This is a genomic window from Pseudoalteromonas sp. G5_S1_54_S4, assembly GCF_054968565.1.
This window is the reverse complement of record NZ_JBQKUL010000002.1, coordinates 60,585-83,089: the sequence shown is the minus strand read 5'-3', so window position 1 is coordinate 83,089 and position 22,505 is coordinate 60,585. Positions and strand designations below refer to the sequence as shown.

Sequence of the window (22,505 nt, the reverse complement as noted above, 5' to 3'; positions counted from 1 at the left end):
CAAATTACCAATAGGGGTAAATTACCGTGTGTGTTAGTCAGTGAGTCCAGAGTTTAGTGTAGAATAAACACCATTGCAATCGTTTGCATTTTAAATTTAACAATTAATATACATGCATACTAAGTTAACGTTTGCTTGACTGGCGAGTAATTAACTCTATATCAATAACTTGTGATTCGACTTTTTCACCTGAAAACTGCTGTATTAACTTTTTAACTAACAAAGTCGCAGCAAATTGGGTGTTTTGTTTAATTGTAGAAAGTGAAGGATGGCTAATATCAGCCATGGCAATGTCATCAAATCCAACCAGTGCCACATCGTTAGGAATACTCACGTAGCGCTCTTTCAGCGCTTTCATCGCCCCCAGTGCAACCATGTCACTACAGGCCATAATCGCATCAAAATACAACCCTTTTTCACGTAATAACTGGTTAATTGCTTGATACGCAGAGCGACTGGTAAGATCAATGGATATAACATGCTGCTCAAGTTTATGGGTAGAAAGTGCAGCAGCGTAACCACGATGCCTTTCACTAATTTCACCATGCTCAGGATCGCCTAAAAATAAAATATTTTTAGCACCGTGTTCTATTAAATGAGCGGTCGCTTGCATTCCTCCTAAGTAGTTATCGCTGCCGACAATAGGATAATTGCTTTGTGTTTTTGGATCCCCCCATACAACTAAAGGAATACCTGCATCGGCAGCCGCTTCTATATTAGTTTGGTTTTTTCCTTGCCCCACAACAATAATGCCATCTGCTCGGCGGCCATTAATAAAGTAATTAGCCCAGTCATCTTGCGCCATAATAGAGTTAGATAACAACAACTCTAACCCCTGTTGATTAAGCGCAAGGTTAATTTCGCTCACTACCTTGAGTAAAAATGGATCGCTGATTGATTGCTCGGTTTGCTCATCAAGATTAATAATGACGGCAACAACATTGGTCTTTTGCGTACGCAAACGGCTAGCCGCCGTGTTAAGGCTAAAATTATGTTTTTTTGCAAGCTGCTGAAGCTTGTCGCGGGTTTCTTGCTTAATGAGCGGGTTATTATTCAGCGCGCGCGAAACCGTTGAGGTAGACACCCCAGCAAGCTTTGCTAAATCAGCTAATTTAATTTTTTTATTATTCATAAAACCCTAAACGCTCCACTGCGGCTGTTGCTATATCTAACTTACTGACAATATAGCATTATTATTTTTTACTGGCTTGCCCATTAACTTAAAAATTACGCTCTTGTGTAATTACGCTCAATAAAACAACAGCCCTTATTAATAAATAATTTACAAATAAACATTGCAAACGTTTGCATTTATCTCTAGAGTTTCAATTTATACAGCCTGTTTACATTAAAATTTAATCAATCTCGCTGTAATACACACTGTTTAACACACTAAAAACGGGATCTCACACATGAAATTCAATAAAGCAAAAAGCATGCTAGCCTGTGCAATTACTTTAGCCCTAAGCACACACGCTGCTCTTGCAGCAGAACAAGCAAAAGAAAAAAAGGTTGAGCGAATTGTCGTTTCTGGTACACCCGCAGGTGTTGGGATCAGAAAAATTGATGCCAGCTACGCTGTAACAAATATTGATTCATCACAAATTATAAAATTATCACCTAAAAGTACTGCTGACTTATTTAAAGCCGTTCCCGGTGTGTGGGTTGAAAGCTCTGGCGGTGAGTCTGGTGCCAACGTATTTGTGCGTGGGTTTCCAGGAGGTGGTGATGCGCCATTTTTAACACTCAGTATTGAAGGCTCGCCAGTTTACCCTGCCCCTACTCTTTCATTTTTAGAAAACTCATCGTTATTTAGAATCGATGAAACGATCGAAACAATGGAAGCACTGCGTGGTGGTCCTAATCCTGTGCTATCCAATGGTCAGCCTGGTTTAACAACCAACTTTAGATTAAAACGTGGCAGTGAAGATACTCAAGGCTTATTTAAATACACCACCTCAGATTACGACTTACAACGGGTTGATGCTGTAGTAAGTGGTGAAATCACCGACGACCTATATTTTATGGTAGGCGGCTATGTTAAAAGCTCTCCTGGTATCCGTGATGCAGGCTTTACTTCTGAAAAAGGCAGCCAATTTACAATTAACATTACTAAAGAGTTAGACAATGGCGAGCTTAACTTTTATACCCGTCAAACAGACGATCATGGCGCATGGTACTTACCAACACCACTCAATGTTAATGGCATTGATGCTGAATATACCCAACTTGGCACACTTAACCGTCAAGCGACGATTTTTACCGGCCCAAATGCGCAACCACACGACATTGACCTAGGTGATGGCCGAGGATGGGATGGCCATGTATCCGGCGGTAGTATTAAACTTGAATTTGATAATGGCTGGCAATTTATTGATCGCTTCAATATTACCAAAGGCGATGCCAATACATTTGGCCTAGTACCTAATGGTTCAGCAACAACCGTTGGTGAAGTGGCCGACAATGGCCAAACGGCATTCGGTGCGGTAACTAACACCGAATATGCTAGTGACACCGCGATTCAGCAATTAGGTCGCTGGGTAGTATTAAAAGAAATAAGCTCTTTTACTAACGACTTAGCCTTTTCAAAGCAATTTGGCGATTTATCGGCCACTTTGGGTTATTACACCGCAAGCACATCTGCGAGCGATTGGTGGAGCTTAGGTAATACGGCGTATCACGTGCTGGAAGCCGGTGGTGAGTTATTAAATGGCATTGAATGTAACCAAAGCACTGCCGGGTGTGGTTTTAATTACGATATTAGCTCAACAGGCGATGCTCGCACCAATGCCTTTTACTTTACAGGCCAATACAAATTTGCAGATGCATTTACGCTTGATTTAGGTGTACGTAAAGAAAACCATGACGTGCAATACAGTGTTGATGAAGACCTTGACGGTATTATCACTAAAACTGTTGATTACGATGAAAGTAAAACCTCATGGACAACCGGTTTAAACTATTCAATTAATGACGATATGGGCGTGTTTGCACGTATTAACCGTGGTTATAAAATGCCATATTTTGATGACTTTAGAGATAACTTTGGCGCATACCAAGGGGGTGAAAAACTAATTAAAGAAGTAACGCAGGGCGAACTAGGTTACAAGCTTATTTCAGACTCTACCGACTTCTATGCCACCTTTTTTGTCAATGAAGTAAAAGGCGATACCTTTGTAAGTCGCCCGGGTGTGCCGGCTGAAATTTTAACCAACGAAGCGTATGGTGTTGAACTTGATTACAACTTTAATCATGAATCTGGCTTTTCTGTTAATTTAAATACCACATTACAACAAACCGAAATCACTGAAAGCCCTGAAAATAAAGGTAACGATGCACAACGCCAACCTAAATGGCAAGTACGTGTAACACCAAGCTATGACTTTGAAGTAGACGGCATGTATGCCACTTTATATGGAACAATTTCAGCGGTAGATGACCGCTTTGGTAATAACGAAAACACCGTGACACTCGATGGCTACGAAAAAGTAGACTTAGGTTTAATTGTTGAACCAATGGAAGGCATTAAACTGCAATTAGCCATAGATAACCTAACCGACGAGCAAGGTATCACTGAAGGCGACCCACGTAATGCCGACGCGCCCAATGGTCGTTACATTATGCCGCGTACAACACGCTTAAGTGTTAGTTACGCATTTTAATACACTCCCTAAGCAATAAATTAAAGCCGCTGTGTTTAATACACGGCGGCTTTCTTTATTATAGGTGTCAACCTATTAGCAAGCTCTCTATGCGCACTAACAGCTAAGTGTATGCCCTCTTTCTTGCAAGATTGTATCAGCAGATAACAATCTAAAAATTCACACGTGTGACGATAGGCGGCGGCTTTGAACTCAATGGATAATTGTTCAACTTTTTTACCTGCACCTGCGTAAATGCTTTTATAACTTCCCACTTCATGAATCTTGGGCGGGCTTATAATGATTATCTTTGGTATTGTTTTACAGTGATAAAAGGCTTTAATAGCTAAAATTAACTCCTCAAGCGCTTTGCCAATATCGATAGCAGACAGTGCAAAACGTGCTTTTAAGTCATTGGTGCCAAGCTGAATAATAACAACATCAACAGTGTGCGCTTCCAGATACGGTTTTAAATATTTAATGCCCGATTTATCTCCCATAAACGGGGGGTTATTGACTAAAGTACGATTAGGCTCCCCGGCTTCAATCACTTCAAAGCCGGTGCCCAACTGCTGCTTTAATAAAGTAGGCCAGCGTTCAATTTCGCTCAGCCGTTTGCCATCAACAGGAGAAATACCAAAGGTATTGGAATCACCAAAACACAGAATATTCATTAAAACGGATTCAATGTATAGCCTTGTTGCTGTAACTGCGCATGCACAGTCATCGCAGAAAGCGCCATTTTCACCCTAGGTATAAGCTGATCTGCTGCTACCTTCATATGCATTGCCGACTGCCCGCATACATATACCTGCGTGTTATTAGCAAGCAGCTGTTTAATTAAAGATTCGGTTTTGTTATCTTTTTCAAACCGAGCTTTATAATCACTGTTTTGCAGTACATCAACGCGGGCTCCACCGTGTACCACCAGCGCAAGCTGAATATTTTCTGGTTTTACGCCGTGAGCCACATGCATATTAATAAATCGCGCTAACGAATTAATATGATTATTTTGCGCACCCTTTTCAGCGCCTTTACCTACATCAAAAGCTATCTTAAACTGTGCTTGGCTTAAATCAGACACATGCTCGGGCACATTATAAAAATAACCATAGTCTTTAATAACAGGCGCAGGCTCTGCAGCAAGAGCGCCAAAGCTAGCTAAAAGTAAGCTTGAGCCAATAAGTAACGTTTTCATACATCATCCTTTTTACTTTTTGTTTAGCCTAACGCTATTTAACGTGATTAACTAGCCTGAACATGTGAATGCGCTTTAAAAGTCATTCCTAAATAATTAAAGGTGTGTTTAAACATATCGATAAATGCGTCTGGCGCAGAGGGAGATGCAGCATTAGACAACAGTGAAAACTGTTTTTTACGTAAAGTTCTAAGCTTCGGTTTTAACGCCTCATCATCCATGTAATCTGTGATCCTATCTATAAATGCTTTCATTTTTGGCGTGGTGTTATACCAGTACCCAGGCGATGCGAACACCCAATGTTCGTAACGAAGTAACACTTCAAACAAATTATAAAAATCATCATTGTGATACTGCTTATCGTAGCGATAAGGTGAAATAACATAATCATCTAAGCAAAAAACAATGCCGCTTTGTTGCTTACTATAGGCATTAACTTGCGCGGTAGTATTGCCATTTTTACGTCCACTTGAATATATGATTGCGATATGGTGTGCTGATTTTTCTTGCATTGGGTTAGCTCCTTTTCTTATGATAATGCAAAGCTTAAAACCTCAAGTTAAGTTCAGGTCAATAAGAAATAATTTAATTTTTAAAAGGAATTAAAGTGATGGCGGTACAAAAAAAGCTTACTGAAGCCAACTTAACGGTTGGGTTTGTCGCTAAACGCAGTGGCGTTAAGGTATCTACACTGCACTTTTACGAAACTAAAGGGCTAATACGCAGTTGGCGAAACAGTGGCAACCAACGACGCTTTAAACCAGATGTACTAAGGCGAGTCGCAGTTATAAAAGCGGCACAAGCGATGGGGATCACGCTGGAAGAAATTAAACAAACACTGGCAACGTTACCAGAGCAGCGCACACCTACCCAAAAAGACTGGTCTGCACTTTCAAAACAATGGCAAGCACAGCTTGATGAGCGCATTGCTTATATGCAACGTCTACGTGAACGGGTTGATGGCTGTATTGGCTGTGGGTGTTTATCAATGAGTAAGTGCCCTATTTATAACAAAGACGACCACTTAGGTGAAACCCAAAGTGGTGCCATTTTGTTAGAGCGAGATTAAGGCTTATAAGACATTAATCTAGACCATTTAAGCCTTCTCGTGCTGCGCGATATAACGCCCCTAGAGTTGAGTCAAATACCGATTTTATAAAACTGTAAGTCAGCTCTACGGCTTTACTAATAACTTTGCCAGCAAACACTAGCATGTGGCCGAGTAAACCTAAGGTTTGCGTTGCAAATGAGGCTGACGCTTTGGCTATTTTATCAAGCGTTCGCGCCAGCATATCGTAAAAAGTTAAGCCTGTACCTATGGCTGCTTGTGCTGCAACAGCACTGTAGTAACCCGAATCTTTTAATAAGGTAACTAACGCAGCGCCCAGTTTATCTGCCCAGTGTGAACTAAATGAAGCTTGGTTTCTGTCTTCAAACTTTAAACGTACCGGTGTGCTTAAGAAGTGGTTTGCTTTTACAGTTAAATTGCCCCAGTCATTACTGTTTGCGGTATTAACATAGCCTGGCGTACCACTTAACTTGTGGGCTGCGCCTTTAAGGCCCTGACCATTATCAAGGCGAATTTCTTGGCCATTATAGGGCGCATGTGAAAATGGCCATAAAGGCACTTTTGTAACCGGATCAGCACCGTGTGTACAGCGGTATATTTTATCAATACGAGAAGTAGCAGCGCGTGAAAAGTTATCAAGCCCCACTCTTGGTGAGCCGAACGTATATAATTTAACCGGCAACGAATACTCTGCTTTTATCCAATCGGCTGAAAGCGTAGCCAATGCACCACCTAAACTATGACCAACAATGTGCACACAGCCGGTCATTTTGTCTCGAATGTTAGCAGCAACGAACTCTTGTAGTGCAGGTTTCATACTATAAAAGGTTTTATTAAACCCAGCATGTACCATACTGCCGTTAGAGCCACCGCTTAAACCAAAGTGTGCATCTGTTAGGCCATCTCTAAGAGAAGCCGTACCACGAATAGTGATTACTGAATCACCTTGAAATGAATTTTTACCGTGTGCAACAAGGCCAAACCCAGTACTTAAACCAAATAAATGAGAGAAAAACCCGCCTGACACACCTTGTATGGATTTATTATTGATAGAAAAATCAAACTGATCTCTTAAGGATGCATGCAATAGCCCATTTAATAGTTTTGTATTTTTTAATTCTTTAGCATCATAAGCAAGTGATGCTAATTGGACTGCCTGAGTAGGTGTTAACGTATTCATTTTAAATCCTTTTATTGGCTTTAAACGTTAGAGCTTACAGGTGGTAAAAACTGCAAATGTATGCTGTTTATCATTTTTAGCAGCTATATCAAATGTTTCTGGCTCATTTGAGATATCACAAACCAAATTACTTAAGTATTCGGTTAGCGTATCTTTATGCTCGTAAGGAAATAGCCTAACTGCCCAAATAGTAACTTCCTTTGCATTCTCATCTAATGTGTATATGTGTTGTATAACAGATTCGTTGTCGAACATGTTTGATGGCTTTGATGTTTTGATAACTTTTTTAGGGAAGGAAAAACGACCATCACTACTTGTTGTTACTTCATCAATATATTCATCGCCATAATTTAGTCTACGAAATACCTTTTTACCAGCAACAGGTTGCTCATCAAAAAGCAAACGCCCTTCAACTGGAGCTGATAACACAAAATCTTCCTTACTAAAAAAACCAAACATATTTGCAAAAACCTGTGTTGTAGTAAATAAAATTAGAATAGCCACAACTACAATGAGAAATGGCAACTTAAACCGCTCCATCAAAAATATAATCTCCAATAAATCAAATACATGCACCATATATCGTAAAGAAGTGCTCTGGCTCTTCTTCTATAGGTATGTCGTATGTTTGTGGGTCTTTGGCAATATCACACTCTAAGTCAGCGAGTAAGCTTTTTAGGGTATCACTCCCATCGTGCATAGACACGGTTATGTACCAAAGAACAACGCCCTCAGGCGTACCATTTTCTAAATAAACATGTTGAACCAGTGATTCATTATCAAACATGTTTGCAGGCTTACTCGTTTTTATAGATTTTTCTGTGAAGGTAAAAAAACCATTATGATCGGTTATTGCTTCATCTTTATATTCATCACCATAAGTAAGCGCACGTACAACCTTAGTATTTGCAACAGGCTGCCCTTTATCTAATAATTGCCCCTTCATCGGAGCCGATAAAACAAAATCCTGCTTATTGAAAAAACCAAATATATCTGCACAAGCCTGTGTTGTAGTCAAAATAATAGTAATAGATACAACTACCAAAAAGTAAGCTTTAAAACGTGATAACAAAATATACAAGCTCCCAACTGTTAGCCTCAAAATACACGTGTCGTATTGCTATTTAATGACGTTTTAAACTCTTAACTATATCAGTGTTAATGAAATTGCCATTTCAACTAAAATTTATTCTAATTGGGTACAAAGCGCACTGCAAGCATTTAGAGCAAAAAACAAGCAATAAATCTTTCCCTAAAAAAACACTTCATAAACAAGCTTACATATAATGCTAAACCCTAGCCCCATCATTAATATATAGCCATATAAAATAGCAATAGCACCACCCGATGCATCCCCTATTTTGTCTATTTCAATACATGTAGAGCACACTATAAAAAAGATAAAAAAGTTAGCAATTAAGCCTAATATATAAGCTTCGCCAAATAGTGGGGAAATACCGACTAATATAGCACTTAGCATAATAAGGATGCCTGAAAGCGCCTCCTTTAAAGAAAACTTGTACTCAATAATTTTGAGTACTAAGGTCACGACCATTAATGCTAAAAAATAAACCGTAGGTTTAAACTGGCTATACAAATAATCCACACTAAACATTTGGCTAATCGTTAATGAGGGCTCTTTAGCTGGGCTTAAATCTTCTGTTATCGCGCTTGAAGCGTCATCGATAAAAAAATACGCTACCGCAACAATAATTAACTTTATCATTCCAAAAAAGATAAAACTGGCGACCATAAACCCTATTGAATCGTCTCTGGTCAATCGCTTGTTTGCTTTGCTTTCTACAATTTTAGCTAGCAATACACCCAATAAGCACACACTACCTAAATAAAGCAGCGCGACCCAAAACTGATCAAGATAAAAAACCGATAAGCCAGGGGCAATAAATAAAAACATTGAATCTTCATTATCTAACGAGCTTTTGGGCTCAACGCTGTGTTTTGACTGTTTAAAAAGTGCTAAATAAACAAATAATGGCTGTAAAAATAGCATTAAAATGCAGGTGTTTATAAGAATCATTTATCATCCTTGATTACAGCCAACACACTTCGCCGAGAGTATTGGCAATTACGAAACTAATTAAAGGTTTATTTTTTGCAGGTAGGTTTTAAGCTTTAATAAGCCCGACTCAAGCTCAAATTTTTGTATTTTAGGGTTTTTAAACTTAAACCCGTTTGATATGTGAGTATTGATCATCGTCGCCATACCTTCAAAACCCACAGGGGCAGTTGCAACTAAATCGCTCAATAGTGGTTGAATAAGCTCTTGATGCTCTTCAATTTTAGTTGGATCCTCGTAAATATCGTATACGAGGTTGGTTAGTGTTTGTTGGTGTTGTTGTTCCATAATAATTCTATAGCGCCTTAAGTTTGGCGTTTATAGCTCCTTTTTATTTCAATTAAATCTGTCATGCGAATATCAAAGTATCAATTTTACTAAAATTGCATTTTATTGTTCTGAGTCAATAGATATTCCCGCTTCTCGCATTTGTTTTTTTAATATAGCTTCTTTATTTTCTTTATAATTACTTTCATCTAAAAAGCGTTTCTGTTTAGTTGCGTTTTCAAAATCACCTAACTTTGTATATATCAAATATAGAGCTTCATGGGTTCTGATTACTCTCATTTTCTCTTCTTCAATACCTTGGTTTTCATTTAAGTATTGACTATATAAAGCAATCGATTTATGTAGGTTTTTAGTAACAAAACGCCCAGACTCATATGCAAAAGCCAATGCTAAGATTCCATCAGGATCACCATTTTCAGCATGTAATTGAGCCTCCGTGATATAACGGCTTCCATCACTTGTATGTAAACCTATAACTTCTAGCGCTTGCCAATATCCCATTTCGTAAGCTTTTTCGCACCATTTTTCAAGCTGTCTAGGCGCATACATCAGGCTTTTTTGGCATTGAAGTATCACTGTGTTTTTGGATAACTTAGGATCATTAATATCATGCTTTGGAAATAAAGTTCCAGCAAATGAGTCGGAACATAATATAAGTATAAAAAAAGTATAAATTAACTTTTTCACTACTATATACCTTTTACTATCGAGGTATTTTCAGGCAGGTGTACTTGATAAGATTTTACTGCAGTTTGAAATGGAAAACCTTCTCGTGAAAAATATTGCTTTTTAAGGTTACCCTTTTCATCAGAATAACCCTCACAACTTCTTTGTGAGTAACAAGCAGTACCACCGATGAAGTCAATAAATCTAAGTTTTAGCGTGCCTTCCATTTTCACAAGTGTATCAAGACCTTCTTGATATTTAGTTGATCTAACAGCATGCCAACGATGCATAAAAGCAACAACGCGATTTTGATTAGTTTGATTTAAAATATTACTTATATTTTGAGCCCAAACCATATTTCTAATGGTGTGACTATTAAAACAATTACCTGCTAATGAATTATCATAATCACACGATTTATCAATAGACTCCATCTCATCCAAAGTCAAATCAAGTGCAATTATTTTTAAGCCTACTTCCCGAGCGGCTTTAACCAGTTCGCCATATGCTTTAGGAACTAAATAACCCCAAGCCCAATTATCATTAAAATATTGCTGAATTACATTAAACCCTTTACCTGTTCGTTGATAAAACTCTATTTTTTCTTGCATAGAACGAGGTAACATTTCAATTGCAAAATGGGTAAAGCCAGCTGTTTTAAGTTGCCTAAGTGCTTTTATGGCTTCATATTTGTAGATTGCGGGATTGTGGCTTGATTCGCCTAACATAACTAAACGCGCATTACCGGCCATTGTTCTGTAATTTACATCCGTGTTTATTTTATTCATTTTATTTCCATATAAGCTTATTTAACTTTTATAATTACTGGATAGCACTATTCACACCAACCTACGTTAGTGCTTACTTTTTCCACATTACTTTTATTTTCAGTTAGCCATGTATCAATAACTAATGAAGGTTTAAATTCAGAGCCTGTGCCTGGCCAATAGTATGTTCCCTTTTCATCTAAACAAAGTGCTACATAAATTGAAGCAGAGTTAAAAACAATATCTTCACCTTTCTCCACAAACATCTCATAGCTTAGCTTTTTATGAGATTTACCTTTGTATGTTGCTAGCACTTCAGCAGAGTAAACGTGTTTTTCAGATTCATCCTCATCCTGGAAAATTTCAACATTTGTGATTTTGACTTTAGCCAAATAATGCACATTTTTAATTGCTTCTTTAAAGCCTTTCAATTCCAAAAGTTCAGCACTTTTGGCATAAACAATATGAGTTGAAGCAAATAAAACAAAAAGAATGACAAGTATTTTTTTTATCATGCTTCACTCCCAGCAACAGATGCTTTTTGAGTATAAATAGGTAAACTTGCTGATGAAGGGTCAAAATTAGCAGGCACTACAAAATCATCCCACAATTCTTTTTTATACTTTGCAACATTAACACTGTTACTTTGATTACCTCCAAGCATATATAAGTAATTTCCATCAGCACTTTGACCTACGACAAAAGCAACATGACCTCCTCCCTTTCGAGATTTGATGCCTATAGCACCGAAAACTGGCTTAGCAAGAGGCTTGCCAAAACTCGCCCATTCTTTTGCTCTAAAAGCATTTTTAACAGGCTCCATATTATTCTGCAGCATAACCCAAGCAACAAAAGAGCCGCACCATGCATTTTGACCACCGCTATCATCACTACCCCAGAATTTTGATGCTTTAAAGTATTCCAAAATTTGTGGATTTGCTTTTATACCCGGAATTTCAGCCTCACCAACCTCTGCGATAGCCGTTTTCATCCAAAATGCATTTGATGCAGGCATTTTTAGTGCAGTAGTTACACTGCTAATTGCAGCCTGACTTATTAATTTTTCATTGATTTTTCGATGAGTACGTCCATTAGGATCTATTTTCCCATCAGGACGAACCATGTTTAATACTTTACTTTGAAATAATTTAATGGCGGCAATCGTTTTTGAGCTCTCTGGGCGAGAGTTTAAGCGACCATCCACAGTTAAAGCTTGTGTAGGAGGGATGAGTTTTAGTAATTTATTCAACGCCGTTTGTACAGTCTTCACATCGTTTAAACTGTTAGTACCGCCCAATCCAACAGGTTGGGTTATTCTTATTGATGACATTGTATTTCCTTGTCTTTAATTTATTGCTATTGATGTCTTTCCGAAACGATCAACTCTTTAAACTCTTGAGCTTTTAAATAAAAAACATGAAATTCTCTTACTTTTTTAACCCAATGATAATTAATAACACGCTCTCCATAGTAAGCTCCTGCGAGTTGTCCATATATAGCACCAGTTGTATCAGCATCTTCCCCTAAATTCACTGCTAATAAAGCACCATTTTCAAATGTATCAGAATGATAAAAAGCCCATAAAACAGCCTCTAAAGTATGCATAACATAACCACTAGCACGTATTTGAGAAGCACTTTTAGATTTATATTTAGCGTCTACTATCAGATTAACAATAGATTGGCATAGTGGATTTTTATCCCAATAGTCATCAATAGGTGTGTAAATGCCATCAAGTAAAGTTTCTTTCGATACCCCATGCAAAGCTCCCCAAATTACCCCACTAAAATAACGACAAGCATCAACAGCTTCCTCTGCGCCATGAGTGGTTATAGAACTTAAAGCTGCATATTTAATTGCATTTTCGAAATTATCATAATAGCGGATTGGTATTGGTGCTAAACGCATTAAAGACCCATTTCCAGCAGATTTTGGATCCGTATTACCAGATATAGGATCGCCAGTTTGTTCATAATTTTGTAGAGCGTGAACAACCGTATTACCGATATCAAAACACTTACCATTTACACTAAATACACCATCTTTCCACCATTTATGGTACAAATCCATTTGGTCTTTAAGATCACAAGTTTTTGTACGAACGAGGCTGTGAGCTAGGCAATACATCATGCTAGTATCGTCAGTCCACTCTCCTGCCTTCAAGTTAAATGGCCCTCCCCCCAAAATATCACAAATCGGCTCAAATGTACCCGGAGGCTTAAACTCAAGCGTTGTACCTAAAGCATCACCTAAAGCGCACCCTAACAAAGCCCCACGGAAACGATTAATGTCTTCCTCGCAATCTACAGCTATACGCTGGTAATATTCCTTACACTGTAAATCGGTAGGCCAAGGCACAGCAGTACGATAAACAGCATACGATAATAGCCACTGTGTTTTAATAGGCTCCCTAGAACCACTGAACTTATCTGTCATTGGTGGAAAACGTAATTCTTCAGGGATTTTCTTTTCCAAGTCTAACATTCGAATTATTGCGGAAGAGGTAATTAACTCACCGGAATCATTATAATATTTTTTTCCACTCACTTTTAAACCTCTTCCAACTCTATGAAATTTTTTCCATTAACCTTTTCACGGCTAATAACTTTAAATTTAGTTCCCGATTTAAATAAAACCTCTTCTTCATGCGGAACTACTGAAGCTGTGTCTGCTACTCTAACACCATTTTTAGATTGTATAGTAATCTTAGTATTACCTGGAAAATTTTTATCTGGATTATAGCTTGTGCTTTTGAACCCTTTCTCATGATGAATCCCGCCTATTGGAAACAACTCATCCAATAATTCATCATTAAATCTATCTCCTCTAACAACTTCTCCCTCATATCTAAACTCTGGGTTTTTCGCCAGTTTTTCTAAGCCTTTATTTGCGTTTTCAACCACATTTGACCATTTCTTTTTATCATCAGGAGAAAAACCTCTCAATCCGCCATTAATTGGACTATACAAGTTTGTTGTATATACCGAAATCGATAAAAACTCCTCCCGTGTTAGCTCTTCCATACCAGGACACATGTAATAGTTCATTAGGACATGATTTTTAAAGTCATCACCTTCTAAGCCATTTAAACTATTGCCAATATTTAAATCTGACATAATTAATTCATCAACTGAAGGTGGTCCGTCAATACATTCGTCAATTATAGATTGAGTGGTCATTGGGCTTGGCTTTTCCATCCCTTCCAATATAAGTAACGAAGCTGGATTCCCTGTAATTAATTTCTGTTTAATCTCTGTTGGACTAATAAATCCAATTTGTGCAGCTTCTAATAGATCCCTTTGTAGTTCTCTATTAATTACACCTTCATTAACTGCTCTTTCTAAGCTTATTTTTAATTTTCTCTCACCCTCTTTACACCTCAACCCCATCGGATCCACCCAGTTAACCGGGTTTGGTGCATATTGGTAGTGGTTTATGCCACCCACTAAACCTATTGGGTCTTGGTTTATAAATCTTTGTTGTTTAGGGCTGTAGTAGCGATAACGGTTGTAGTGTAAACCGCTTTCTTCATCTAAATACTGCCCTTGAAAACGAATTGGCTGAGTGAAAGTGTTTTCTTTATTATTGCCAGGCTCGGCTTCTGGTTCTTCATAACCATACACATCGGCTTGGTTTTCCCATACCACTTCTGCCTTGTAATTTGTCACAAAACGTGGGGTGTTGAGCTGGTCTAGGTGGTAGTAGTACACCTCGCCTTGCTTAATCAGCGCTACTGGGTGAAATTGATTTGGTAGGTTGATATACCAAGTATATTCGCCGTGTTGGTATTCGCCAATTAGCTGGTCGTTATCCCAAATGTAGTCAATTTTACCCTGCTCAGTGTGCTTAGCGAGACGGCGCCCGAGTGGGTCGTAGTCGTATTGAGTAAGCGTGCCGTTGTTGTTAAAACAGCTTAGCTGATTAAACGCGTTGTATTCGCGGCGGGTTTTTATGCCTTTACCGGTTTCGCGTATTTGGTTACCAAATTCATCATAATGAAAGTCGCTGTCGCCAAAGTGGGTTAAACGGTCTGCATCAGTGATGCCTGTAATAACCCCATCGTCTTCGCTTAGCTCACTAGCAACCGTTGCTGTGCTTGAATCACTGTACTCACTATGAATTACATTACGTGTGCTTTCTGACTGATTACTTTCAACCTTATTGGTCGCATCGCTATTATCATTTGGCTGAGTAGTTTGCTGCTCGGCTAATTCGTTATTTTGAATTCTTGATTGGCTAACTGGGTTACCAAAACTATCCCACTGGTATTGCCTGGTTTTTGTATTCTCACCACTGGCAAGATTTTGCTGAATTAACTGGCCTAGGCTGTTGTACTCAAAATTAATGTTATGGCTGCTAACGCCTTCCTCTTTACGCGCAATCAGTTGGTTTACGCTGTCGTAATTGTACGTACAGGTATCATCAAATAGTGCTTGCGCAGGATGAGTTAACTGCTGCTGTGTTAAGCGGTTAAATACATCAAACTGTTGGGTAAGGGTTATGTCATTACCAAACTTTTGCGTTTGAATATTACCTTGGCTGTCGTAGCTAAGCTGTGCAAGTTCAACAGCCGTGCTGTTGGCTTGCTGTAAATGAATAGCACTTAGCTGACCAAATTTATTGTAGCTATATTTAAGCGTACTTGAATCTGGCAAGGTCAGTGATTGCCTTCTGCCGTAGTCGTCATAACTGTATTTTAAGGTATGCGCTTGTTGCTGATTATGTACTTGCTCAGCACGCAGTAACCGCCCGCCTTTATCAAACTGCTGCTTTAAGGTTGATTGTGCATTATGCGCACGAGTAATTTTACCTTGCAGGTTATAGTTGTAGTAATTGGCATTATTAACGATGTGAGTATCGGTTGCCAAACTTGCATGCTGCGCAGTTACGCGGCCTAATTTATCACGCTCTATTTTTACATGGCGTTTATCGCTTTGTGTAACCGAGGTTAAGCGGTTGCAAGCATCGTATTTATATTGCTGTAACGTGCCATCGAATCCAGTTACTTGCGTTGGGTTTTCGTTAGCGTCATAACTTATGCGGTATACATGGCCGTCGCTACGCTCGATAGCGGTTAGGTTGCGCTCTTTATCGTAAGTTAAATGCAGTGCACTGCCATCGGGCTGAATAACACAATGTGGCTGGCTTAGCCCTTCAAAGTGTTGCTCGGTGGTATCACCCTTACTGTTTTGCGAGCTAATTAACCGCCCTGCATCATCGTAACTAAAATGTTGATGCTGTTTGTTTTCAGGGTCTTTTTCGTCAAAGGCAATAGTTTGCGCAAGCTGGCCGTGCTCATTGTATTTATATTGAGTCAGCAAACCAGCGTTATTAATGGTGGCATTTACACGGCCTAAACTGTCGTAGCTATAACGAATAAGCTCATCGTTATGGTGTTTGGCTAAAAGCTCGCCTTGCTCGTTCCATACAAATTTAGTGACTTGACCATCTTTATTTATGTGTTGGGTTAGCTGGCCAAATTTGTCATAGCTGTAAAGTACGGTGCGGCCGTCGCCAAAGGTTTCACTTTGCAGCAAACCCGCTACGCTGTATTTACGTGTTATTGTTTGACCATCAGGCAAGGTGGTTAATACACGCTGACCCAATTGGTTGTAAGCAAATTTAGTGACACTGCCATCTGGCTGCGTTATTGATTCTAACTGACCATAAGGGGTATAACTGTATTTTATTTCACTGCTATCTGGCTTTATTTCCGTTATTTTTTGACCTTGTGCGTTATAGCCGTAGTGCCACACATTACCATTAGGGTCGGTATGCTTAACTAACTTACCTTGCGCGTTATGTACAAAGTATTCTTTATGCCCACGCGAGTCTATACAGGTTGTTTCACCAGCATCTAAATTATATTCAAACTGATACGTATAGGTGTTGTTATCGCCCCATTGTTTTATACATTTAGCACTTGATGAGTAACTGTCCCATTCAAAATGATGGCTAAAACCACTAGCACGGGTACGCTTAGTTAATAAGTTAGCGGCGTTATAGCCATAATGCTCTGTTTCACCCTGTTGATTGGTCGCGCGAACGAGGTTTTTGTTTTCATCATAATCATATTGCGCAAGTAACGGCGTTAGTAATACTGGCTTGTTGTTATCACCTGTACGATAAGCCGAAATGTTTGCCAGCAACCCTTGCGGGTTATATTTTAAAATACAGCCACGCGCTTTATTTACCTCAACGCGATGCAAGCGCTCTTTCGCATCGTAATAAAAACCAATACTTTGGCCTTTTTCATTAATAACCTTTTCGAGCAACCATGAGTTTTCGCCGGCTTTAAACGTAAGATGCTGATCATCTGGGGTTACCAATACTTGCTTACCATTAGTTTGGTAATGCAACGCCAAATTACTGCTTAGCTGATAGCTCGATTGCCCCGGTTTTACTTTTTCAAAACGATGTTTAGCGCCATGCTCATCTTGGTATTCTAACCAGTAGGTGCCTTTTTGTTTTGGGCCTACTTTAGGCGGCGGTAAATAGTGCTCAGTTAGCTGCACCATAAAGTCATGTCGCCAACCATTACCCATAGAGCTGCATACATCTGAATGCGATGAGCGGTATAGGCGTCGCCAAATTAATTGTTTGCTACCTGCTAAGGTGAAATCAATAAGCGGCAGTATTTCTTCACCCGAGAGCATAGAAACTGGGTCAGAGCGGCACTCTTGTTTGGTGATTGGTTCTTCACTTGGGGTATTATTACTTGCACCGCCACTGTTTTTAGCCGGCGCTTGAGAGGCACTTTTACCTGAGGCTGTTGAACTGCTCTTACTACTTGGCTTTTTACCTGCTGCGCCGCTATTGGTGTTATCACTGACCTGAATGGCCGACTTAGCTTTTTGGTGATAACAACTAATTTTATCTGCAACCAAAGCTTGGGTTAATACACTCGCGGTTTCACGGGCTGACGCACCGCGCGAACAGCTTATTCCTGCAAGGTTAAGCAAGTTAATAACGTCTAAACGTTTAGCGGCGTCGCTAGTAAGCGCACTGCCTATTTGCGCAATTTGATTTTTGGCACTTTCAGGCGTGTTAGCTGCTACAGCAACAAAGCCCGACGGCGCAGAACCTTTACCAGCGACGAGGCAAATTGGGTAACTTATTCCTTGTAAAACAACGGTATTACTTTGCATTAGCTGTCTACTTCCTCACTTATCCATAAGTATGATGCTGCACCTTGATGCTTTGCTTGCTCTTGGGAGAGCATTAATGCATAACTAAAATGCTCAACAATTGCAGGGCTTGTGGTTAATTGGTACAAATTAACTAACCCTTCTAGTGCGCCTATTTTCCCTAATTTATAATTGGGTAGTTCGTAATATGTGTGCTCATCAATTAAGCTAGTAAGTAGCTGTAAATTGTTTAGCCAACTATCATCATCTACCCCATTTCCCGGTGCAAAAATTAGCTCTATCTTATTCTCTGTTTGTTCAGCTAATCGCGTAAGCATACCTGCTAGCTGATTATGTTTGCTAAAATCAATAGATGCTGCAATCTCATGGCTTACCTGCGACCACCCGCAAGGCACCATTTCAACTACAGCCAACGCACCACCTAAACCTTGATATACAAACTGCTGCTGTTTATTTGCTTTAAAGGTTGCATCTAAAGCAATTACATTAAATTTTTGCCATTTTTTTTCACCGGCCAAAGCTATAGCTGAGTGTGCACCTGTTGATCCATGAAAAATCAGCTCGTTGCTATGATCGGGGTATAACTGTTGTAAGCTCTGAGTTAATAACTGTTTTAGCTCATCTTGAAATGATAACGCTGGAAGTAACCAAATTATCGGCAATGTACTGTCTGTGACTTCTGCCATTAATTCTTTAGATTTAATTATGCAATCGTAAACACAGGCATCCCAAGACTGCCATTGCAGTTCATTAAAAACAGCACTGTTATCGTCAAATAATAATACATCTACGCTGCTAATATTTGGGGCAGAAAAGCATGTCATCTCGATTGAAAATGCACTCATGATGCCACCTCGTCCTGAGCTTTATTGGCAGCGAGGTGTTGATAATAGCGATATAAGTTAAACACCCCTTGGCTATAGCTATCCATGGCTGATAAATAAATGGCATTAGGCACTTCATCAAGAGGGTGCCCTGCAATCAATCGTAAACTCGACATGGCGGTTTCATATTTAGGCCAGTTATGTTTTAACTGCTGCTGAAAATTTATTAACGCGCTTTCATCGCCTTGCCAAGCGAGTCGCTGGATATCGTACTCCACTAGCTGATCGAGTTTATCACCTAACATGCGCCTTATTAGCGCAATAATTAACGCGGGTTGCTCTACCTGTGGTAGCAAAGAATTAGCTAAAACAATCAGTTTTACAAAACCGCTTTGTAATAAAATATGCAATGTTTGATCAACCGATAAGGTATTACTGGCATGATTGCTTAAGCTGTTTACTTGCTCAAAATTTAATGACAACAAAAATAACGACATTAAGGGTGATAGATGGGCTTGCTCACTTAATGCATCAAAAATAGCCGTTAATATCTGTGGCCCGTGGTGCTGCGCAAGGCTGGTAATTTGATTTATAGTGACCAGTGTTTGCGGCGGAATTTCATCATCAGCACTGTAAGCAAAAAACAAGGTGTTTAAATTTAATAGCCGAATTAAGTTAAAGCTATGCTGTTGAATAACCACTTTATTTATAATGATTTTAAAAAAAGCACTAAGCGCTGGCTGATTAAGCAGTTCATTTATAAATATAATATTTTTATTTTGTGGCAAGTTTGCCATGACTTCAATACATGCTTGGGCAACTAATTCATCGTTTTTGGTGTTAGTTATTATTTCGACTAGTTGCTCAGTGGTGGGCAATTCAAAGTTATTTTTATGATCATTGTTTTTTGCGTTTACCCAGCAGCTTTCTAATAGGGTTTTTCTTAAATAACGAACATGACCTACACACGTAAACGGGCACAATTGAGCGTTACTAATTTGTAGTAATTGTGCTTGATGATCACTTAAATAGGTCGCTAGCAAAGTTAGCCACCAATTAAAACAGTTGGGTTGCCCACAACGATTTTTCCGCCGTGGCCACTATCATCGCCCATTCTGGCAGCGGGTTTACCATTAATTTTAACGCTCCCCGAGCCTGTTTTTACGCTATCTGGCGGGCCAATACACACTATCATGTCGCCTTTGCGCGCCGCGGGCATGCCACCTATTAACACATTGCCAGAGCCGGCAACTATAGGTCCACCCACATGTGGCACTTTAGCGGTCACTTTAGGGCATACATGCATATGGCCAATTGTAGCAGCGGGTTTACCCATTTTGACTCCTTGTCGTATCTTTGCTTGTTTATGAAATACTATTCATACAGTGGAATAACTAGTAGCTTGTTAGTCGTCACTAATAGCGAAATTTCTTCAATTAGCTCATCTTTACTGTGATCAGCAAGTGCCACTGTGCTTTGAGTTGCATATTGATATAAATTTGAAATTACATTGTCACTATTAAGTGAATCACTTAAATGAATAAAAAACTGCTGTGCATAATAGCCATTCATAGCTTTTAAATGACTTAAAGCCGGGCTCAGTAAGGGATCGTCTGGCCTGTTTATCGGTAAACACACTAAATGCGGTAAACCATAACGGCAGTAAACAACGTGCCCGTTATTTGCAATGCCGTTTCTAAATCCTGATTGAAAGTTATTGACTATTTCCATCATTAATTTAACTTAATTACACCAGCAGATAAGGTAATGGCACTGCCATCTACTTTTACATTACTGCCTTTAATATCAATGTTTGTACCTTCAATAGTAATATTGCCACTACTGCTCATTTTAATTTGCGCCGAGCCTGTTTTAATCACTATTTCGTCACCCGCTTCAATATTAAGTGTTTTACCGACTTTTAAGGTGTCATTTTCACCCATTTCAGCAACACGGTTAGCTGTGACTTTGAGATTATCGTTATTAAGAATTTCAACATTACGGTCGTTATCTATTTTTTCGTTTTGATCGTTTTTAACGTAAAGCTGTTTATCTTTTTCGGCTTGCATATACACAAGCTCGCTGCCTTTTTTATCCTCAAAGCGCAGCTCATTGAAATTATCTGCTCCACCTTCTTTAGTTGAGCGAGTTTTAATACCGCTTTGCGTTTTTTCGCCCGGTAAAGCGTACGGAGGCATTAAGTCTGCGTTATAAACAGCACCACTTATAATAGGTTGATCTGGGTCGCCATTAATAAAATCAACCAGAACTTCTTGTCCTACGCGAGGGAAGAAAAATGCGCCCCACTTTTTGCCGGCCCAGTTTTGTGCAACTCGGATCCAACATGAACTTTTAGAATCTTTTTTACCTTCACGATCCCAATCAAATTGCACCTTTACGCGGCCATATTGGTCAATCATAATTTCATCGGCGCTATCACCCGTTACTATAGCTGTTTGTACGCCATTGATAACCGGTTTCTTTTTGCTCACTTGCGCTCTGTATGGAATGTCTTTTGGCACACATTCAAAGTGGTTAGAATACACTTCATCACTTGATGATTGTAAAGCGCCTGATTGGTTTGGTACTACAATCGATGTCATCATCGAGGTAATAGCAAAGGTTTTACCTTCAAGGCGTGGGTCTTCATGTTTTTTGAAACTAAACAGTTTACCAACAGAGAATGAGCGGCAGTCACTGCGCCCGCTCGAGAGCTTCATGTCTCTTTGCAGTGACTCTAGTTGAACTGATGCCAAATTAGCCGCGCGGGGATGACACTCTGCTTCAGCTGTATATTCAAAAATTTCTGATACCGATTGGGTCGGTAATTCTGCGTTTGCTTGCTCTGCATCAGGGTAACGTGATGGCTGTTTAAAATCGTAGCCCAAACGTTTGAAACTACCTGGCGCTAAGCTTAATCCGCCCTGCCAACGCGAAACATGAGACTCACTTAAATGGCCAGTTGAATGAACAACTTTAGCCTCACCACACATTTCATATGCGGTAATATCATCTGCTAAAACTAATGTATGGTTACTTTTTGTATGCTCAAAGAAGTAAAAAATCCCCTCGCTTTGTAATAAGCGTTGGATAAAGTCAAAATCTGACTCTTGGTATTGCACACAGTATTCGTATTTGGGGTAGGTTTTACTGGTTTTATCTGAAAAAGCCACATTGTGTTGGCCAAACAAATCAGCAAATATATCTTTAATTGTTTTCTTTTGGAAAATGCGACTGTTTTTACGATTACGCATAGAAGCGGCAAAAGGCACAATGGTAGCTTGATAATCAATGTAATTTTTTTGCTCATCAACATCCGCAGTACGACTGCCGTTAGAAACAAGCTGACTCACAATACCGTGATAATAACGCTCTCCGCCACCCTCGGCATTTTTTACCTTGATAGAAACAGGCTTGCCAACCAGATCTTCATGTGCAATTTGTTGGCCTATGGTGTACATATTGACCGACATAACAAATAAATCTGACATGGCTTCTTGCGCAACGAAGCGTGTTAAATAAAGGGCATCTTTACCAACAGGAGTACTAATTTGAATTACGTTTTTATCTTGTGTTGCTTTTTGCATTCCTTGCTTTTCCCATCCTGAAGATCAAAAAAAGCCCTGGGCAAAGCCCAGAGCTACAAT

22 protein-coding genes are annotated in these 22,505 nt (G+C 39.3%); 2 read left to right on the top strand and 20 right to left on the bottom strand.

Annotated elements, in window-relative coordinates; translation table 11 throughout:
- Window positions 1–124: 124 nt before the first annotated feature.
- The gene (locus tag ACTRWE_RS01585; RefSeq protein ID WP_010389326.1) at window positions 125–1,132 is read right to left on the bottom strand and encodes a LacI family DNA-binding transcriptional regulator; all 1,008 of its coding nucleotides are present in this window, start codon (window positions 1,130–1,132) and stop codon (window positions 125–127) included.
- A gap of 280 nt (window positions 1,133–1,412) precedes the next feature.
- Here ACTRWE_RS01585 and ACTRWE_RS01580 point away from each other — a divergent pair, with 280 nt between their 5' ends.
- Window positions 1,413–3,662, top strand: coding sequence for a TonB-dependent receptor (locus ACTRWE_RS01580; protein ID WP_462879382.1), 2,250 nt, complete (start codon window positions 1,413–1,415; stop codon window positions 3,660–3,662).
- 35 nt (window positions 3,663–3,697) lie between these two features.
- Here ACTRWE_RS01580 and ACTRWE_RS01575 read toward each other — a convergent pair whose 3' ends face one another.
- From ACTRWE_RS01575 to ACTRWE_RS01565, 3 genes are read right to left on the bottom strand one after another with little or no spacing between them, the layout of a single operon-like run.
- Window positions 3,698–4,315, bottom strand: a complete 618-nt coding sequence (locus tag ACTRWE_RS01575; protein ID WP_462879381.1) for a GDSL-type esterase/lipase family protein — start codon at window positions 4,313–4,315, stop codon at window positions 3,698–3,700.
- Window positions 4,315–4,839 (bottom strand): DsrE family protein, encoded by a 525-nt coding sequence (locus tag ACTRWE_RS01570; protein WP_462879380.1) that lies wholly within the window; start codon window positions 4,837–4,839, stop codon window positions 4,315–4,317. The genes ACTRWE_RS01575 and ACTRWE_RS01570 overlap by 1 nt, the downstream gene beginning before the upstream one ends.
- 47 nt (window positions 4,840–4,886) lie before the next feature.
- Window positions 4,887–5,351 carry a flavodoxin family protein gene (locus ACTRWE_RS01565; RefSeq protein WP_462879379.1) on the bottom strand — a complete coding sequence of 155 codons (465 nt, stop codon included), beginning with the start codon at window positions 5,349–5,351 and terminating at the stop codon, window positions 4,887–4,889.
- A 98-nt stretch (window positions 5,352–5,449) separates the two neighbouring features.
- On the opposite strand from ACTRWE_RS01565, the gene soxR reads away from it, so the two are divergent.
- Entirely contained in the window at window positions 5,450–5,908 is a 459-nt protein-coding gene (soxR, locus tag ACTRWE_RS01560) for a redox-sensitive transcriptional activator SoxR (RefSeq protein WP_013462989.1), read from the top strand.
- 13 nt (window positions 5,909–5,921) lie between these two features.
- Here soxR and ACTRWE_RS01555 read toward each other — a convergent pair whose 3' ends face one another.
- The 16 genes from ACTRWE_RS01555 to tssI form a co-directional block, all read right to left on the bottom strand.
- The gene (locus tag ACTRWE_RS01555; RefSeq protein ID WP_010389336.1) at window positions 5,922–7,088 is read right to left on the bottom strand and encodes a lipase family protein; all 1,167 of its coding nucleotides are present in this window, start codon (window positions 7,086–7,088) and stop codon (window positions 5,922–5,924) included.
- Window positions 7,089–7,115: 27 nt separating this feature from the next.
- Window positions 7,116–7,628, bottom strand: coding sequence for a DUF6795 domain-containing protein (locus ACTRWE_RS01550; RefSeq protein WP_462879406.1), 513 nt, complete (start codon window positions 7,626–7,628; stop codon window positions 7,116–7,118).
- A gap of 22 nt (window positions 7,629–7,650) precedes the next feature.
- Window positions 7,651–8,034 carry a DUF6795 domain-containing protein gene (locus tag ACTRWE_RS01545; RefSeq protein ID WP_462879377.1) on the bottom strand — a complete coding sequence of 128 codons (384 nt, stop codon included), beginning with the start codon at window positions 8,032–8,034 and terminating at the stop codon, window positions 7,651–7,653.
- Between the two features lie 306 nt (window positions 8,035–8,340).
- Window positions 8,341–9,126: a hypothetical protein gene (locus tag ACTRWE_RS01540; RefSeq protein ID WP_462879375.1), complete on the bottom strand. Its 786-nt coding sequence runs from the start codon at window positions 9,124–9,126 to the stop codon at window positions 8,341–8,343.
- A 60-nt stretch (window positions 9,127–9,186) separates the two neighbouring features.
- Window positions 9,187–9,453, bottom strand: a complete 267-nt coding sequence (locus ACTRWE_RS01535) for a hypothetical protein (RefSeq protein WP_036955105.1) — start codon at window positions 9,451–9,453, stop codon at window positions 9,187–9,189.
- A gap of 102 nt (window positions 9,454–9,555) precedes the next feature.
- A complete protein-coding gene (locus ACTRWE_RS01530; RefSeq protein ID WP_462879374.1) occupies window positions 9,556–10,140 on the bottom strand; it encodes a hypothetical protein in 585 nt (194 codons plus the stop codon).
- A 2-nt stretch (window positions 10,141–10,142) separates the two neighbouring features.
- A complete protein-coding gene (locus ACTRWE_RS01525; RefSeq protein WP_215522174.1) occupies window positions 10,143–10,907 on the bottom strand; it encodes a ChaN family lipoprotein in 765 nt (254 codons plus the stop codon).
- Window positions 10,908–10,954: 47 nt separating this feature from the next.
- Window positions 10,955–11,401, bottom strand: a complete 447-nt coding sequence (locus ACTRWE_RS01520) for a hypothetical protein (RefSeq protein ID WP_076918750.1) — start codon at window positions 11,399–11,401, stop codon at window positions 10,955–10,957.
- Window positions 11,398–12,216 carry an NlpC/P60 family protein gene (locus ACTRWE_RS01515; RefSeq protein WP_462879373.1) on the bottom strand — a complete coding sequence of 273 codons (819 nt, stop codon included), beginning with the start codon at window positions 12,214–12,216 and terminating at the stop codon, window positions 11,398–11,400. Before ACTRWE_RS01515 ends, ACTRWE_RS01520 begins: the two co-directional genes overlap by 4 nt.
- A gap of 26 nt (window positions 12,217–12,242) precedes the next feature.
- The gene (locus tag ACTRWE_RS01510; protein WP_462879372.1) at window positions 12,243–13,433 is read right to left on the bottom strand and encodes an ADP-ribosylglycohydrolase family protein; all 1,191 of its coding nucleotides are present in this window, start codon (window positions 13,431–13,433) and stop codon (window positions 12,243–12,245) included.
- Window positions 13,434–13,435: 2 nt separating this feature from the next.
- Window positions 13,436–18,034, bottom strand: coding sequence for an RHS repeat-associated core domain-containing protein (locus ACTRWE_RS01505; protein WP_462879371.1), 4,599 nt, complete (start codon window positions 18,032–18,034; stop codon window positions 13,436–13,438).
- Window positions 18,034–18,879, bottom strand: a complete 846-nt coding sequence (locus ACTRWE_RS01500; protein ID WP_462879370.1) for a hypothetical protein — start codon at window positions 18,877–18,879, stop codon at window positions 18,034–18,036. Before ACTRWE_RS01500 ends, ACTRWE_RS01505 begins: the two co-directional genes overlap by 1 nt.
- Entirely contained in the window at window positions 18,876–19,901 is a 1,026-nt protein-coding gene (locus ACTRWE_RS01495) for a hypothetical protein (RefSeq protein WP_462879369.1), read from the bottom strand. The genes ACTRWE_RS01500 and ACTRWE_RS01495 overlap by 4 nt, the downstream gene beginning before the upstream one ends.
- 2 nt (window positions 19,902–19,903) lie before the next feature.
- The gene (locus ACTRWE_RS01490; RefSeq protein ID WP_010389361.1) at window positions 19,904–20,194 is read right to left on the bottom strand and encodes a PAAR domain-containing protein; all 291 of its coding nucleotides are present in this window, start codon (window positions 20,192–20,194) and stop codon (window positions 19,904–19,906) included.
- 38 nt (window positions 20,195–20,232) lie between these two features.
- Entirely contained in the window at window positions 20,233–20,592 is a 360-nt protein-coding gene (locus ACTRWE_RS01485) for a hypothetical protein (RefSeq protein ID WP_462879368.1), read from the bottom strand.
- Window positions 20,592–22,445: a type VI secretion system tip protein TssI/VgrG gene (gene tssI, locus ACTRWE_RS01480; RefSeq protein ID WP_462879367.1), complete on the bottom strand. Its 1,854-nt coding sequence runs from the start codon at window positions 22,443–22,445 to the stop codon at window positions 20,592–20,594. The genes ACTRWE_RS01485 and tssI overlap by 1 nt, the downstream gene beginning before the upstream one ends.
- Window positions 22,446–22,505 lie beyond the last annotated feature (60 nt).

Bases quoted from the DNA above. Each gene is read 5' to 3' on its own strand.
- ACTRWE_RS01555 (WP_010389336.1), bottom strand. From the start codon at position 7,088: ATGAATACGTTAACACCTACTCAGGCAGTCCAATTAGCATCACTTGCT.
- ACTRWE_RS01490 (WP_010389361.1), bottom strand. From the start codon at position 20,194: ATGGGTAAACCCGCTGCTACAATTGGCCATATGCATGTATGCCCTAAA.
- tssI (WP_462879367.1), bottom strand. From the start codon at position 22,445: ATGCAAAAAGCAACACAAGATAAAAACGTAATTCAAATTAGTACTCCT.
- ACTRWE_RS01545 (WP_462879377.1), bottom strand. From the start codon at position 8,034: ATGAAGGGGCAATTATTAGATAAAGGGCAGCCTGTTGCAAATACTAAG.
- ACTRWE_RS01520 (WP_076918750.1), bottom strand. From the start codon at position 11,401: ATGATAAAAAAAATACTTGTCATTCTTTTTGTTTTATTTGCTTCAACT.
- soxR (WP_013462989.1), top strand. From the start codon at position 5,450: ATGGCGGTACAAAAAAAGCTTACTGAAGCCAACTTAACGGTTGGGTTT.
- ACTRWE_RS01540 (WP_462879375.1), bottom strand. From the start codon at position 9,126: ATGATTCTTATAAACACCTGCATTTTAATGCTATTTTTACAGCCATTA.
- ACTRWE_RS01505 (WP_462879371.1), bottom strand. From the start codon at position 18,034: ATGCAAAGTAATACCGTTGTTTTACAAGGAATAAGTTACCCAATTTGC.
- ACTRWE_RS01565 (WP_462879379.1), bottom strand. From the start codon at position 5,351: ATGCAAGAAAAATCAGCACACCATATCGCAATCATATATTCAAGTGGA.
- ACTRWE_RS01515 (WP_462879373.1), bottom strand. From the start codon at position 12,216: ATGTCATCAATAAGAATAACCCAACCTGTTGGATTGGGCGGTACTAAC.
- ACTRWE_RS01485 (WP_462879368.1), bottom strand. From the start codon at position 20,592: ATGATGGAAATAGTCAATAACTTTCAATCAGGATTTAGAAACGGCATT.
- ACTRWE_RS01570 (WP_462879380.1), bottom strand. From the start codon at position 4,839: ATGAAAACGTTACTTATTGGCTCAAGCTTACTTTTAGCTAGCTTTGGC.
- ACTRWE_RS01575 (WP_462879381.1), bottom strand. From the start codon at position 4,315: ATGAATATTCTGTGTTTTGGTGATTCCAATACCTTTGGTATTTCTCCT.
- ACTRWE_RS01585 (WP_010389326.1), bottom strand. From the start codon at position 1,132: ATGAATAATAAAAAAATTAAATTAGCTGATTTAGCAAAGCTTGCTGGG.
- ACTRWE_RS01525 (WP_215522174.1), bottom strand. From the start codon at position 10,907: ATGAATAAAATAAACACGGATGTAAATTACAGAACAATGGCCGGTAAT.
- ACTRWE_RS01580 (WP_462879382.1), top strand. From the start codon at position 1,413: ATGAAATTCAATAAAGCAAAAAGCATGCTAGCCTGTGCAATTACTTTA.
- ACTRWE_RS01550 (WP_462879406.1), bottom strand. From the start codon at position 7,628: ATGGAGCGGTTTAAGTTGCCATTTCTCATTGTAGTTGTGGCTATTCTA.
- ACTRWE_RS01500 (WP_462879370.1), bottom strand. From the start codon at position 18,879: ATGAGTGCATTTTCAATCGAGATGACATGCTTTTCTGCCCCAAATATT.
- ACTRWE_RS01535 (WP_036955105.1), bottom strand. From the start codon at position 9,453: ATGGAACAACAACACCAACAAACACTAACCAACCTCGTATACGATATT.